At 68.1% G+C, this 13,491-nt stretch carries 16 protein-coding genes; 11 read left to right on the forward strand and 5 right to left on the reverse strand.

Annotated features, from left to right (window positions below; all coding sequences use genetic code 11):
- Positions 1–478: 4-hydroxythreonine-4-phosphate dehydrogenase PdxA (locus AB3X43_RS01810; protein ID WP_369428183.1), on the reverse strand; the 478-nt coding region annotated here is incomplete at its 3' end.
- Positions 479–536: 58 nt separating this feature from the next.
- Here AB3X43_RS01810 and hisI point away from each other — a divergent pair.
- The 7 genes from hisI to tatC are packed head-to-tail and all read left to right on the forward strand — an operon-like array spanning position 537 to position 3,683.
- On the forward strand, positions 537–947 hold the full coding sequence (hisI, locus tag AB3X43_RS01815; RefSeq protein WP_369428184.1) for a phosphoribosyl-AMP cyclohydrolase: 411 nt from the start codon (positions 537–539) through the stop codon (positions 945–947).
- Positions 944–1,282 carry a phosphoribosyl-ATP diphosphatase gene (locus AB3X43_RS01820; RefSeq protein ID WP_369428185.1) on the forward strand — a complete coding sequence of 113 codons (339 nt, stop codon included), beginning with the start codon at positions 944–946 and terminating at the stop codon, positions 1,280–1,282. Before hisI ends, AB3X43_RS01820 begins: the two co-directional genes overlap by 4 nt.
- Positions 1,283–1,330: 48 nt before the next feature.
- The gene (locus AB3X43_RS01825) at positions 1,331–1,708 is read left to right on the forward strand and encodes a DUF4870 family protein (protein ID WP_369428186.1); all 378 of its coding nucleotides are present in this window, start codon (positions 1,331–1,333) and stop codon (positions 1,706–1,708) included.
- 35 nt (positions 1,709–1,743) lie between these two features.
- Positions 1,744–2,091 (forward strand): histidine triad nucleotide-binding protein, encoded by a 348-nt coding sequence (locus AB3X43_RS01830; RefSeq protein WP_369428187.1) that lies wholly within the window; start codon positions 1,744–1,746, stop codon positions 2,089–2,091.
- A 54-nt stretch (positions 2,092–2,145) separates the two neighbouring features.
- Positions 2,146–2,376, forward strand: a complete 231-nt coding sequence (gene tatA / locus AB3X43_RS01835) for a Sec-independent protein translocase subunit TatA (protein WP_369428188.1) — start codon at positions 2,146–2,148, stop codon at positions 2,374–2,376.
- Positions 2,377–2,408: 32 nt separating this feature from the next.
- On the forward strand, positions 2,409–2,900 hold the full coding sequence (gene tatB, locus AB3X43_RS01840) for a Sec-independent protein translocase protein TatB (protein ID WP_369428189.1): 492 nt from the start codon (positions 2,409–2,411) through the stop codon (positions 2,898–2,900).
- A 3-nt stretch (positions 2,901–2,903) separates the two neighbouring features.
- Positions 2,904–3,683, forward strand: coding sequence for a twin-arginine translocase subunit TatC (tatC, locus tag AB3X43_RS01845; protein WP_369428190.1), 780 nt, complete (start codon positions 2,904–2,906; stop codon positions 3,681–3,683).
- A 36-nt stretch (positions 3,684–3,719) separates the two neighbouring features.
- On the opposite strand, the gene AB3X43_RS01850 is transcribed toward tatC, so the two are convergent.
- Complete coding sequence (locus AB3X43_RS01850; protein WP_369428191.1) at positions 3,720–4,886, reverse strand: S1C family serine protease; 1,167 nt, start codon at positions 4,884–4,886, stop codon at positions 3,720–3,722.
- Positions 4,887–4,897: 11 nt separating this feature from the next.
- On the opposite strand from AB3X43_RS01850, the gene AB3X43_RS01855 reads away from it, so the two are divergent.
- Positions 4,898–5,662 carry a Nif3-like dinuclear metal center hexameric protein gene (locus tag AB3X43_RS01855; RefSeq protein ID WP_369428192.1) on the forward strand — a complete coding sequence of 255 codons (765 nt, stop codon included), beginning with the start codon at positions 4,898–4,900 and terminating at the stop codon, positions 5,660–5,662.
- Between the two features lie 10 nt (positions 5,663–5,672).
- Here AB3X43_RS01855 and AB3X43_RS01860 read toward each other — a convergent pair whose 3' ends face one another.
- Complete coding sequence (locus AB3X43_RS01860; protein WP_369428193.1) at positions 5,673–6,512, reverse strand: DODA-type extradiol aromatic ring-opening family dioxygenase; 840 nt, start codon at positions 6,510–6,512, stop codon at positions 5,673–5,675.
- A 96-nt stretch (positions 6,513–6,608) separates the two neighbouring features.
- Here AB3X43_RS01860 and AB3X43_RS01865 point away from each other — a divergent pair, with 96 nt between their 5' ends.
- Entirely contained in the window at positions 6,609–9,194 is a 2,586-nt protein-coding gene (locus AB3X43_RS01865; protein WP_369428194.1) for an ABC transporter permease, read from the forward strand.
- 24 nt (positions 9,195–9,218) lie between these two features.
- On the opposite strand, the gene AB3X43_RS01870 is transcribed toward AB3X43_RS01865, so the two are convergent.
- Positions 9,219–11,258: a chemotaxis protein CheA gene (locus AB3X43_RS01870; protein ID WP_369428195.1), complete on the reverse strand. Its 2,040-nt coding sequence runs from the start codon at positions 11,256–11,258 to the stop codon at positions 9,219–9,221.
- 28 nt (positions 11,259–11,286) lie between these two features.
- A complete protein-coding gene (locus tag AB3X43_RS01875; protein ID WP_369428196.1) occupies positions 11,287–11,649 on the reverse strand; it encodes a response regulator in 363 nt (120 codons plus the stop codon).
- A 138-nt stretch (positions 11,650–11,787) separates the two neighbouring features.
- On the opposite strand from AB3X43_RS01875, the gene AB3X43_RS01880 reads away from it, so the two are divergent.
- Together AB3X43_RS01880 and AB3X43_RS01885 are read left to right on the forward strand one after the other, a co-directional pair.
- Positions 11,788–12,948, forward strand: coding sequence for a hybrid sensor histidine kinase/response regulator (locus AB3X43_RS01880; protein WP_369428197.1), 1,161 nt, complete (start codon positions 11,788–11,790; stop codon positions 12,946–12,948).
- On the forward strand, positions 12,945–13,491 hold a 547-nt coding region (locus tag AB3X43_RS01885), incomplete at its 3' end, for a response regulator (RefSeq protein WP_369428198.1). The genes AB3X43_RS01880 and AB3X43_RS01885, both read left to right, overlap by 4 nt.

Here is a 13,491-nt window from a genome sequence, read left to right on the forward strand (position 1 = left end):
GCATCTCGGTGTGGCCCGGATACGGCTCGCCCGCGGCGAACAGCGCCTCCTTGTGGATCGGCGCCGTGACGATGGCGGCCACCTCACCTCGGCTGGCCAGCGCCACCGCGTCGCGGATGCAGGCGGCTGCAAGCCGGCCGCAGCGGGCATCGACCGTGCCCCAGGGCGCCTGCGCCAGCTCCGGACAGCGCCAGCTCGGCAGCAGCACAGGCAGTGCACCGGGCGGCACCTCGGCCAGATCGGCCACCGTGTCGATCACGGCGACGGGCAGCTCGGGTACATCGGCCCGCTGGCGCCACACCGCCGCCGCACGGCGCAGCACCGCGGGCTCGCCGATCACCAGCGTGCGGCCGGCGGGACCGGTGCGGCCATCGAGAAAGGCGCGGACGGTGATTTCCGGGCCGATGCCCAGCGCGTCGCCGAGCGTGATCACCAGCGGGAGCGTCACTGGCGGTTGAACAGGGTCAAGGTGCGTCATGGGCAGATTGTCACGGAACACCCGGCGTCGGTCATGGCCGGTTGATACACTCGCCCGCATGAACTGGTTGGACAAGATCGCATGGACTGCCGAGGGCCTGGTGCCCGTGATCGCGCAGGAAGCTGGCACGAACGACGTGCTGATGTTCGCGTGGATGAACCGCGAGGCGCTAGCGCTCACCGCCGAGCGCGGCGAAGCCGTCTACTGGAGCCGCTCGCGCAAGCGCCTCTGGCACAAGGGCGAGGAGTCGGGCCACGTGCAGCAGGTGCACGAAATCCGCATCGACTGCGACCAGGATGTCGTGCTGCTCAAGGTGACGCAGCACGGCCACGCGCCTGGCATCGCCTGCCACACCGGGCGCCATTCCTGCTTCTACGAGCGGCTGCTGCCCGGCGCGGATGGACAACCCGCGTGGCAACCGGTCGATCCGGTCCTGAAAGATCCCGACACCATCTACGCCAAGCCATGACGACGCCCCTTTCTGCCCAGGACAGCCTGGCCCGCCTCGCCGAGGTCATCGCCTCGCGCCGCGGCGGCGATCCGGACAAGAGCTATGTTGCGCGCCTGTTCCACAAGGGCACCGACACCATCCTCAAGAAGATCGGCGAAGAAGCCACCGAGGTCGTGATCGCGGCCAAGGATGGCGATGCGCAGAAGATCGTCTACGAGGTCGCTGACCTGTGGTTCCACAGCATCGTGGCACTCACCCAGTTCGGACTGACACCGGCCGACGTGATCGCCGAGCTGGAGCGCCGCGAAGGCCTGTCCGGTCTGGCCGAATTCGCCAGCCGACCCAAGGGCTGAGCCGGCCCGGCCTGCACTGTTCCATCCCCGCCACCCAGGAGGTACCCGATGAGCCACGAGGTTCAACCGCTCGACCACGACCGCGCAGCCTCCGAGGACACCGATCGCCTGCGCAAGCTGACCCATCTGGTGTACGCCCTGCAGGCGCTCAGTTTCCTCTGGGGCGTGACGGCCGTGGTCGGTATCGTGATCAACTACATCAAGCGCGAGGACGTGCAGGGCACGCTCTACCAGAACCACTTCGACTGGCAGATCCGCACCTTCTGGTGGGGGATGCTGTGGACCGCCATCGGCTTCGCGCTCTCGTTCGTGCTGATCGGCCTGCCCATCCTGTTCGCGGTCTGGGTCTGGACGATCTACCGGGTCGTGAAGGGCTGGCTGAAGCTCAATGACGGCAAGCCCGTGCAACCTTCGCCGATTCTCTGAGTCACAACGCACTGAACTCCAACCACGTACGATCCATGAGCCACGATCCGAACTGCCTCTTCTGCCGCATCGCTTCGGGCGACATTCCTGCCCAGAAGGTCTATGAAGACGACGAACTGATCGCATTCAAGGACATCCGTCCGGCCGCGCCCGTGCACCTGCTGGTCATTCCGAGACAACACGTGGCCGGTCTGGGCGACGTGGGCGTCGAGCACGAGGCCCTGCTGGGGCGCATGCTGACGCTGGCTCCTCGACTCGCTGCCGAGCAGGGGGCCACCAACGGATTTCGCATCGTGATCAATACCGGCCCGGATGGCGGTCAGGAGGTCTACCACCTGCACCTGCATGTGATGGGCGGCCCCCGCCCCTGGAAACACGGCTGACCTAAAATCAGCGCACATCATCGACTGACCTCACACCAGTACCGGAGCACCGCCATGGGCCTGTCCACCACCCATCTGATCATCTTTCTTGTCATCATCGTGCTGGTCTTCGGCACCAAGAAGCTCAAGAACATCGGTTCGGACCTCGGTTCGGCTGTCAAAGGCTTCAAGGACGGCATGAAGGAAGGCGACAAGGCCGACGCCGCCGACCCGAGCGCCCAGGTCACGGCAGAAAAGCGCCTCGACAGCCAGACCATCGACGTCGAAGCAAAGACCAAGTCGTGAACCACGCCGTGACACGCCTCGGCGCCTGACCCATGCTCGACATCGGTATTTCCAAGATCATGCTCGTGGCCGGGATTGCGCTGGTCGTGATCGGCCCGGAGCGGCTGCCCCGCGTGGCGCGCATGGCCGGCACGCTGATCGGCCGGGCACAGCGCTACGTGGCAGATGTCAAGGCCGAGGTCAACCGCTCGATCGAACTGGAGGAGCTGACCAAGGTCCGCGAACAGTTCGAGACGGCGGCCCGTGACGTGAGCCAATCGGTGTCTGGCGGCATTGACGACGCCACCCGCGACGTCAATGCCGCCCTGGGCCAGCATGTCGACGGCGACACGCCGACCTACGAGCCCTACAACTGGGACCGCACGCCGGCCCCCGCCTACAAGCCCCCGAAGAAGAACTGGCGCATCAAGCGTTCTGCGGTGCCCCAGTGGTACAAGAAGAGCGAAAACGTGCGCCGCCATGTGCAGTCGGGCGCCGCCCGGGTGGCACGATTCCGCCCTGCGCGCTCGACGCGATCGTTCTGATCCATGTCCACTCCGACCGATGAACTCGAAGGCACCGAAGCGCCTTTCGTCAGCCACCTGATCGAGCTGCGCGACCGCCTGCTCAAGACCGTCTACGGCATCGGCGCGATCTTCGCGCTGCTGTGCGTCTTCCCGGGCCCGTCGCGGATGTACGACCTGCTGGCACTGCCGCTGGTCAAGGCACTGCCCGAAGGATCGAAGATGATCGCCGTCGGCGTGGTCTCTCCCTTCCTGATCCCGATCAAGGTGACGCTGCTGGTGGCCTTCGGTGCAGCATTGCCCTGGGTGCTGTACCAGATCTGGGCCTTCGTCGCGCCGGGCCTGTACCGCCATGAGCGCCGGCTGGTGCTGCCGCTGGTGACCAGCAGCACCATCCTGTTCTACATGGGCGTGGCCTTCTGCTACTTCTTCGTGTTCGGTCAGGCCTTTCCTGCCATCCAGTCGATGGCACCGAAATCGGTGGCCGTGAGCCCGGACATCGAGGCCTACCTCGACTTCGTGATCACCATGTTCATCGCCTTCGGCGTGGCGTTCGAGGTACCGGTGGCGGTCGTGGTGCTGACACGCCTGGGGGTCATCACCGTCGCCCAGCTGCGCGAATTCCGCCGTTATTTCTGGGTGGCCGCCGCCGCAGCGGCCGGGCTGGTCACACCACCGGATGCAGTGTCGATGGTGGCCCTGCTGCTGCCGATGGGCATGCTCTACGAGGTGGGCATCCTCGCCTCGCAGTTTGTCCTGAAGAACATGCAGGCCACTGAAGCAGAGGCCGGGTCAGCGGACTGATCGACCGGTCAGCCGGCGATCCCGGCTGGCTGTGGCTCACTCGGCGGACTTGCGGCTGGCGATCTTGGCTTTGGGCCGTTGCGCCACCTTGACTGTCAGGCTGACGGTCTGCTCGCCGCGCTGCACCGTGATGACCGCCGCGGACAGCGGCTTGAGTGCCGCCACGGCGTTGAGCAACTGCGCCGTGTTGGCCACCGCAGCCTTGCCGACCTTCAGCACCACGTCGCCCGGCTGCATGCCAGCGGCACTGGCCGGACCGTCCTGCAGCACGCCGGTGATCAGCACGCCGTGGTCGACCTTGAGCTTGAAGGATTCGGCCATGTCCGCGGTCAGGTCGCTCGGCTGCACGCCGATCCAGCCGCGGGTCACCACGCCTTCGGTGATCAGGCCTTCCATCACCTGCCGTGCCGTGGACACAGGGATCGCGAAACCGATGCCCATGCTGCCGCCCGAGCGCGAGTAGATCGCCGTGTTGATGCCGAGCAGCTGCCCTGTGGCATCGACGAGCGCACCGCCCGAATTCCCCGGATTGATGGCGGCGTCGGTCTGGATGAAATTCTCGAAGGTGTTCAACCCCAGTCCGGTGCGGCCGACAGCGCTGACGATGCCCGAAGTCACTGTCTGGCCCACATTGAACGGATTGCCGATGGCCAGCACGATGTCGCCGACCTGCAGGCTGTCGGCGTCGCCGAAAGTGATGGCAGGGAGGTCCTTGAGTGCCACTTTCAGCACCGCGAGGTCGCTGTCCGGATCGGTGCCGATCACCTTGGCGGCCACCCGCCGGCCATCCGCCAGACCGATCTCGATCTGGCCGGCATTCTCGACCACATGGTTGTTGGTCAACAGATAGCCATCGGGCGACACGATCACGGCCGATCCGGTGCCGCTGGTCGGGCCGTCCTGGTCACCGAAGTAGCGATGGAACCAGGGGTCCGCCGGATTGCCCTTGTGCTTGGGGTCGGCCGCCACGCTGGTGACCACGCTGACGACGGACGGCGATGCCCGGCGCGCCGCAGGAGCGAAACTGCCCGGACTCGACGAGACGCCGGGAGACGCTGCCGTCGGCGCCTGGGCAATGTTCAACTGCACCGGGGCACCGCCCGCGGGGGAGCCGATCCACTGCGGCTTGAGCGTGGCCAGCACGAAGACCACGGCCAATGCGACCGTGACCGCTTGAGAGAATACGAGCCAGAGCCTGCGCATGGAGATCGAAGATGACTGAGAACGTGGCACACAGAACCGGGTTGGCCGACCATCTGGAGCACTGTCTGGAGGTGGCCCGGTTCGCTGATTATGGTCCCAACGGGTTGCAGGTGGAGGGGCGCGCCGAGGTGCGCCGCCTCGTCAGCGGGGTGACGGCGAGTCTGGCGCTGATCGAGGCGGCGGCCGACGCTGGCGCAGACGCCATCCTCGTCCACCACGGCCTGTTCTGGCGCGGACAGGACGGACGCGTCACCGGCTGGATGAAGCAACGCCTGGCCGCGCTGCTGCGCCACGACATCAACCTGTACGCCTACCACCTGCCGCTGGACGCCCATCCCACGCTGGGCAACAACGCACAGCTCGGCGCCCACCTCGGCCTCGTCGCGCAAGACACCTTCGGCGACAAGGCGCTCGGCGTGATCGGTCAGCCGATCGACGGCGCCTGCGCGCTGGAAACGTTCGCGGCCCGGGTCGGCGCGCGGCTCGGCCGCACACCGGTGGTCGTGCCCGGCGATGGCCGGACGGTGCAGCGCGTGGCCTGGTGCACGGGCGGCGCACAGGGCTGGTTCGAATCGGCCATCGCGGCCGGAGCCGATGTCTACCTGACCGGCGAGATCTCCGAGCCACAGGCCCACATCGCCCGCGAGACCGGCGTCGCGTTCATGGCCTGCGGGCACCACGCCACCGAGCGCTACGGTGTGCAAGCACTCGGCGCCTACCTCGCCGCGCAGTTCGGCATCACGCACCGGTTCATCGACATCGACAATCCGGCCTGAGCCACGCCGCTCAGGCCAGCGCCGCCGCCAGCGCCCCCGCGTGCGGGCCGAAGGCGAAGCTGTCCATCGCCAGCACACCAGCGTCGACGCTGTCGTGGATGCGCACGGCCGGCGACGCCTCGCCTCCCGCGCCAGCGGCGATGTAGAACGGCAGCCAGTGCTCGTCGGTCGGATGCTGCAGCGCGGCGCCGGGCGCCTGCTGGCGGTAATCCAGCAGCGCGGGCCAGTCGCGCGCTGTGCCGCGGGCGTGTACCCAGTCCTGGAAGGCGACCACGTCCGGCTCGATCCGGCCATCCGGCACCGAGCGCGGGCCGAAGAAGCGCCGCAGGTTGTGCGTCATCGCACCGCTGCCGATGACGAGCACACCGTCCTCGACCAACGCCGACAACGCATGGCCGGCGGCCCAGAGCTGCGCCGGTGTCCAGGTCGGTACCAGCGTCAGCGGCACGATCGGCACCTCGGCGCCGGGCCAGGCACGCTTCATCACCGTCCAGATGCCGTGGTCGAGGCCGCTGGCGTCCACCGCCTGCGTCGGGATGCCCGCCTCGCCCAGCCGGCGCGCCACCTCGTGCGCCAGCGGCGCGTCGCCACGGGCGTCGTAGCGCTGGGCATACAGCGCCGCCGGGAAGCCGCCGAAGTCGTGGATCGCCTCATGCCGCGGACCGGCCAGCACCATCGGCTGCCGCGTCGACGAGTGTGGTGACACCACCACGGCCGCCCGCGGCCGCCCGAAGGTGCGGTCGATGGCCAGGCCGAGGCGGTCGAGGAACTGCGAGGCTGGCGACGTCTCGATGGCGATCATCGGCGAGCCGTGCGACAGGTAGAGCGGGGGCAAGGGGTGTGTATGCATGGTGACCTCATTGAAGCGCTGCTTTCTGCCACCACCATTCTGTGCCTTTGCACACAGCGTTCGGCCGAGATCCGCCCGGTGGTGTACCTTGGTGGCATGCACACCGCCGCCGCGCCCACCTTGCCCGCCCACCCGAACACCCCACCCTCCGCACTGCACCTGGCCTGGCGGCAGCTCCTGCGCGATTTCCGGGCCGGCGAGCTGCGGCTGATGCTGGTCGCGGTGGCGCTGGCGGTGGCGGCGGTCTGTGCGGTGGGCTTCTTCGCCGACCGGTTGCAGGCAGGGTTGGCACGGGATGCGCTCACGCTGCTCGGCGGCGACGCCGTGGTTGCCAGCGACCAGCCGCTCCCCGGCAGCTTCGAGACCACCGCCCGCGAGATGGGGCTGAAGACCGCCCGCAACGTGCGCTTCCCGAGCATGGCCCGTGCACCGGAGGACCGCGGCGGCGCCTCGAAACTGGTCTCCGTGAAAGCGGTGTCCAGCGGTTACCCGCTGCGCGGCACGCTGGGCGTCAGCGCCAGCGCCACCGGACCGGTGCACGAACAGACCACAGGCCCCGCGGCCGGCACCGTCTGGGTCGATGCGGCCGTGCTGGACGGGCTGGCCGTGCAGGTCGGCGACACCCTGCTGCTGGGTGACGCACGGCTCCGCATCGCAGAGGTGCTGCGGGTCGAACCCGACCGGGATGCCGGCTTCATGAGCTTCGCACCCCGCGTGCTGCTGGCCGAAGCCGATCTGGCCGCCACCGGCCTCATCCAGCCCGCGAGCCGGGTGAACTGGCGACTCGCCGTGGTGGCCTCCGACACCACGCGGCGCGCGGCGGCACAGGCCGCCGTGCGCGGCTTCGTTGCCTGGGTGGATGCCACGGTCGAACGCGAGCACCTGCGCGGCACGCGGGTCGAGTCGATCGACAACGCCCGCCCCGAGATGCGCCAGACGCTGGACCGCGCAGGGCAGTTCCTGCAGCTGGTGGCGGTGCTGGCGGCGCTGCTGGCCGCAGTGGCGGTGGGGATCGCGGCACGGGGGTTCGCAGCGCGGCATCTGGACGCCTGCGCGATGCTGCGCGTGCTCGGGCTGCCGCAGCGGCGCATCGCGGCCATCTACGGACTGGAGCTGGGACTGGTGGGCGTGGCGGCCAGTGCGCTGGGCGTGCTGATCGGGCTGGTGGTGCACCAGGCGTTCGTCGTGCTGCTGGCGGGTCTGGTCGAGACGAATCTGCCGGCACCCGGGGCCTGGCCCGGCGTGTTCGGGCTGGCGGTCGGCATGGTGCTGGTGGCCGCGTTCGGGCTGCCCCCGGTGCTGCAGCTCGCGCAGGTGCCGCCGCTGCGGGTGATCCGACGTGATCTGGGCGATCTCCGGGCCGCATCGCTGGTCGTGCTGCTGGCCGGACTGGCGGGCTACGCCGCGCTGCTGATGGTGGTGGCGCAGGACCCGAAGCTCGGCGCCATCGCGGTCGGCGGGTTCGCCGCGGCATGGGCGGTGTTCGCCGGCACGGCGTGGCTGGCCGTGCAGGCGCTGCGTCGGGCGGTGCCGGAGGTGGGCGCACCGCGCTGGCTCACGCTGGCCACACGCAGCCTCAGCGCGCGGCCGGCACTGGCCGTGCTGCAGGTCAGTGCACTGGCGCTGGGATTGATGGCGCTGATGCTGCTCGTGCTGCTGCGCACCGACCTGATCTCCAGCTGGCGTGCCGCCACGCCGGCCGATGCGCCCAACCGCTTTGTCATCAACATCCTGCCCGAGCAGGGCGACGCCTTCCGGCAATCGCTGGCCAGTGCCGGCGTGGCCCGCTACGACTGGTTTCCGATGATCCGCGGCCGGCTGGTGGCAGTGAACGGCCGCGAAGTGGGTCCGTCCAGCTACCCGGATGCGCGCGCGCAGCGGCTGGTCGAACGCGAGTTCAACCTCAGCCACAGCGCGGCGCTGCCCGGACACAACGCAGTCGTCGCCGGACAGTGGAAAGCCGAAGAGACCGATGGCCTGAGCGTGGAGGAAGGGCTGGCGAAGACGCTGGGGCTCCAGCTGGGCGACCGGCTGCGCTTCGACATCGCCGGCACACCGATCGACGGCCGCATCAGCAGCCTGCGCAAGGTGGACTGGGGCTCGATGCGGGTGAACTTCTTCGTGATGTTCCCGCGTGGCGCCATGCCGGACCTCCCCGCGACCTACATCGCGGCGCTGCGGGCACCGGACAAGCCGGGCTTCGACGCCGCGCTGGCGCGCGCCTACCCCAACATCACGAATGTCGATGTCTCCGCCCAGATCGGCCAGGTACAGCGGGTACTGGACCAGGTCATCCGCGCGGTGGAGTTCCTGTTCAGCTTCACGCTGGGTGCGGGGCTGCTGGTGCTGTTCGCCGCCGTGAGTGCCACCCGCGAAGCGCGGGCCCGCGAATTCGCGCTGCTGCGGGCGATGGGCGCCAGCAGCGTGCTGCTGCGGCAGGTGCAGCGGGCGGAGTTGCTGGGGGTGGGCGCACTGGCCGGTGCGCTGGCATCGGCGGCGGCGCTCGGCGTGGGCTGGGCGCTGGCGCGGGAGGTGTTCAGTTTCCAGTGGAACCCGCCGCTGTGGGTGCCGCTGTTCGGCTCGGTGGCGGGCGCCCTGCTGGCGCTGGGCGCGGGCTGGTGGAGCCTGCGTGAAGTGCTCCGCCGCCCGGTGAGCGAAACGCTGCGGCAGGCCGCCAGCTGAGGACGGCGGGAGCGGCGGCCCGGCTCAGCGCCGGCCGACCAGAGAGCCCACGTCCAGAATCAGCGCCACCTTGCCATTGCCCAGGATGGTGGCACCCGAGACGTCCGGAATGCGCCGGAAGTGGGTTTCCAGGTTCTTGACCACCACCTGCTGCTGTCCCACCAGCTCGTCGACCAACAGCGCCGCCCGCATGCCCTCCGATTCGACGATGACCATGATGCCGGGCGCCGACTGGCCTTCGGTCGCGGGCGAGCCGAGCAGTTCGGCCAGATCGACCACCGGCAGATAGTCCTCGCGCACCTTGGCAACCCGGCTGCCCGCCCCCAGGGAGCGGATCGTGTCGGGGCCGATCAGGTCGCTCTCGACCACCGATCCCATCGGCAGGATGTAGACCTCGTCGCGCACCGCCACGCTCATGCCGTCCATGATGGCCAGCGTCAGCGGCAGACGCACCTTGACGCTCATGCCGCAACCCGGCGCCGAATCGATCTCGACCCGTCCGCCCAGTCCGGTGATGTTCTTCTTCACCACGTCCATGCCGACGCCACGGCCGGAGACGTCGGTGACGACCTCCGCGGTCGAGAAGCCCGGCTCGAAGATCAGGTTCCAGACCTGCGTGTCGGTCAGCGAATCCGGTGCCGACAGACCGCGCTCGCGCGCCTTGGCCAGCAGCTTCTCGCGCGACAGCCCCTTGCCGTCGTCGCGCACCTCGATCACGACCGAGCCACCCTGGTGCCACGCCGACAGCGTGATCGTGCCATGTGCGGTCTTGCCGCTCTGGGTGCGGACCTGGGGCAACTCGATGCCGTGGTCGCAGGAGTTGCGCACCAGGTGGGTCAGCGGGTCGGTGATCTTCTCGACCAGGCCCTTGTCCAGCTCGGTGGCCTCGCCGATGGTGACCAGTTCGACCTGCTTGCCCAGCTTGCCCGACAGGTCGCGCAGCATCCGGGGGAAGCGACTGAAGACCGCTGACATCGGGATCATGCGGATCGACATCACGGCATCCTGCAGATCCCGCGAATTGCGCTCCACCAGACTGATCGACGACAGCAGCGCCTGGTGCGCCACCGGATCGAGCGCCCGGCTGCTCTGGATCAGCATCGCCTGCGTGATCACCAGCTCGCCCACCAGATTGATGAGCTGATCGACCTTGTCGACCGACACACGCAACGTCGTCGCGTCCACCGAGGCACCTGCACCACCGCCAGACGCCCGTGGCGCGGCGGCCGGTGCCGAAGGCGCGCTCACGGCGACGGCGGCCGCAGGCGGCGCGGCAGTGGCAGCGTTCACGTCTTCCTGCGAGGGTGCACCCGGGTTGCCTTCATGGAAGCCATATCCCAGGCCGAGCACACTCAGATGCACCAGCCTGCGCTCGACGTGGAAGCTGAACAGGTCCAGCAGCTCCGAGTCGGTGCAGCTGGTGGTCACGCAGAAGCGGCGCATGCCATCGATCGGCTCGCCGAAGTCCAGCGGACGCATCTCGCCCAGACCTGGAATCTCCTCGAACAGCTCGTGCAGGTTGTTGGCGGCGCCGGACTGCTCCAGCGGCCCGATGCGCACCTCCAGCTCGCGCTGACCCGGTTCCAGCTTGCGTGTCTGTGTCGTGGGCGCCGCGGCCACGGCACCCTGCTGGCTCGTCAGACGCGCGAGTTGCCGGATGTCGGCCACCAGGGTGTCGATGACAGGAGTCTGGGGCGTCTGACCCTGGCGAAATGAAAGCTGCGCCCACAGCGCATCACCGCCTCGCAGCAGGACGTCGACCATCGGCGGCGTCGGTGACAGCTCGTGGCGTCGCAGCCGGTCGAGCAGCGTTTCCATCTCGTGTGACAGCTCGGCCACTTCGGTGAATCCGAAGGTGGCGGCGCCGCCCTTGATCGAATGGGCGACACGGAAGATCGCATTGAGCGTCTCGTCATCGACCGCAGCAGGGTCCAGCGCCAGCAGCAACTGCTCCATGCGCTGAAGATTTTCCGCCGCCTCTTCGAAAAAGGTCTGGTGAAACTGTTGCAGATCGAGGCCGCCGTCGCCGGAGGAGTCTCGGTGGTCCTTGGTGGAATCGGTCATGGAGTGCGCCTGAGTGTGAACGCCGTGCTCAGCGTATGACCATTCGAATGACTTCGAGCAGCTTGATCGAGTCGAAGGGTTTGACCAGCCAGCCGGTCGCACCGGCATCACGTCCGGCCTGCTTGATCTCGTCGCTGGACTCGGTGGTCAGGATGAGTATGGGGGTCGTCTGATACTGGGAGGTGTCACGCAACTTGCGGGTCAGCGAGATGCCATCCAGCCGAGGCATGTTCTGGTCGGTCAGGACGAGGTCGAACACCTGACGCCCGGCCTTGTCCCAGGCATCGGCGCCATCGACAGCCTCCACCACCTGGTACCCGGCGTTTTTCAGCGTGAAGGAAACCATCTGCCTCATGGAGGCAGAATCATCGACAGCGAGGATCAAAGGCATGAATCACTACTCCGGCAGAGTCCAGACGGTCCCCGGTTTCAGGGTCTGCGTCGATTGCATCAATTTTTCTCACTACAGGCCCCTGGCGGTGCGGGGATCACGCCTCAAAATCCAGTCCAGTTTCCAGGAGTCGAACCCATGTACCGCCCGCCTCCACCGCGCCGCCTGCGCATCCTCCACCTCGAAGACTCCGACATGGACCACCAGCTGGTCCTGGTCCACCTGCGCCGAGGAGGCGTGGAGGCCACCATGCACCGGGTCGACACCGAGGGCAGCTTCCTGGCCGCACTCGGCCAGAACTGGGATGCCGTGCTGTCGGACTACAACCTGCCCGGCTTCTCCGGGCTGATCGCGCTGGAGCTGCTGCGCGACCGCGACACGCTGCTGCCCTTCATCCTCGTCTCGGGCGAGATCGGCGAGGACACCGCCGTCGAGGCGATGCGCAACGGTGCTTCCGACTACCTGCTCAAGAGCAACCTGAACCGGCTGGTGCCGGCCCTGCTGCATGCCGTCGATGTCTGCGAAGGCCAGCGTGCCCGCCAGCGGACCGACGAGGAGCTGGCCCGCTCGCGCAAACGCCTGTCGGAGCTGGCGCAGCACCTGCAGACCAGCATCGAGATGGAGCGCGCCGCCATCGCCCGGGAAATCCACGACGATGTGGGAGGTTCGCTGACGGCGGTCAAGTTCGACCTGGCCTGGATCGCGCGCCATGCCCCGAATGGCCCGATGGCCGAGCGCGCGCAACAGGCGCTGGAGTCTGTCAACCACGCCATCGAGGCCAGCCAGCGGATCATGCACAACCTGCGCCCCGCCATCCTGGAGCAAGGCCTGGTGGCCGCGCTGCAGTGGATGACCCAGCGCTTCGAGCGCCGCACCGGCATGCGCACCACCTTCCGCACCAGCCACGACCACCTGAGCCTGTCGCCGGGCGTGCCGCTGGTCGCCTACCGCACGGCCCAGGAAGCGCTGACCAACATCTCCAAGCACGCCAAGGCCAACCGCGTCCAGGTGGACCTGACCGTGGCGGCCAGCGTGCTGTCGCTGGAGATCAGCGACAACGGCCGCGGACTGGACAACGGCGATCTGGGCAAGGACCATTCGTTCGGAATTCGCGGCTTGCATGAACGAGCGGACACCGTGGGCGGCTGGATCGACCTGAGCAGCTCGCCGACCGGCACGACCCTGATACTCTCCGTGCCTCTCGATCTGAACGACGTGGCATCCCGTCCCGGCGACGCCGAGATCGACCTGCCGCTGACCAGCAGCCCGCATGATCCTTCTACCTGGGGCGCCCTATGACCCGCGTGATTCTCTGTGACGACCATGCCCTGATCCGCCGGGGCATCCGCGATACGCTGGCCGAGCAACCCGACATGCAGATCGTCGGCGAAGCCGGCGAATACGGCGAACTGCGCGCCCTGCTGCGCACCACCACCTGCGACGTGCTGGTGCTCGACATCAACATGCCCGGCCGCAGCGGGCTGGACGTGCTGCACGCGCTCAAGGACGAAGGCTCGCCGATCCGGGTGCTGATCGTCTCGATGTACCCGGAGGACCAGTACGCGCTGCGCGCGCTGCGCGGCGGCGCCTACGGCTACGTCAACAAGGGCGGCGACACGGCGCAGATCGTCACCGCCGTGCGCATGGTCGCGCAGGGCCGCAAGTACATCACCGCCGAGATGGCGCAGATGCTGGTCGAGAGCCTGACCACACCGGCACCGGAAGCGGCACACGACAAGCTCTCCGACCGCGAAATGCAGACACTGACGATGATCGCCTCCGGCAAGCGCCTGTCGGACATTGCCGAGCAGCTGTCGCTGAGCCCGAAGACGGTGAGTGTCT

It is taken from the genome of Sphaerotilus sp., assembly GCF_041083715.1.
Classification (GTDB): Bacteria; Pseudomonadota; Gammaproteobacteria; order Burkholderiales; family Burkholderiaceae_C; genus Sphaerotilus.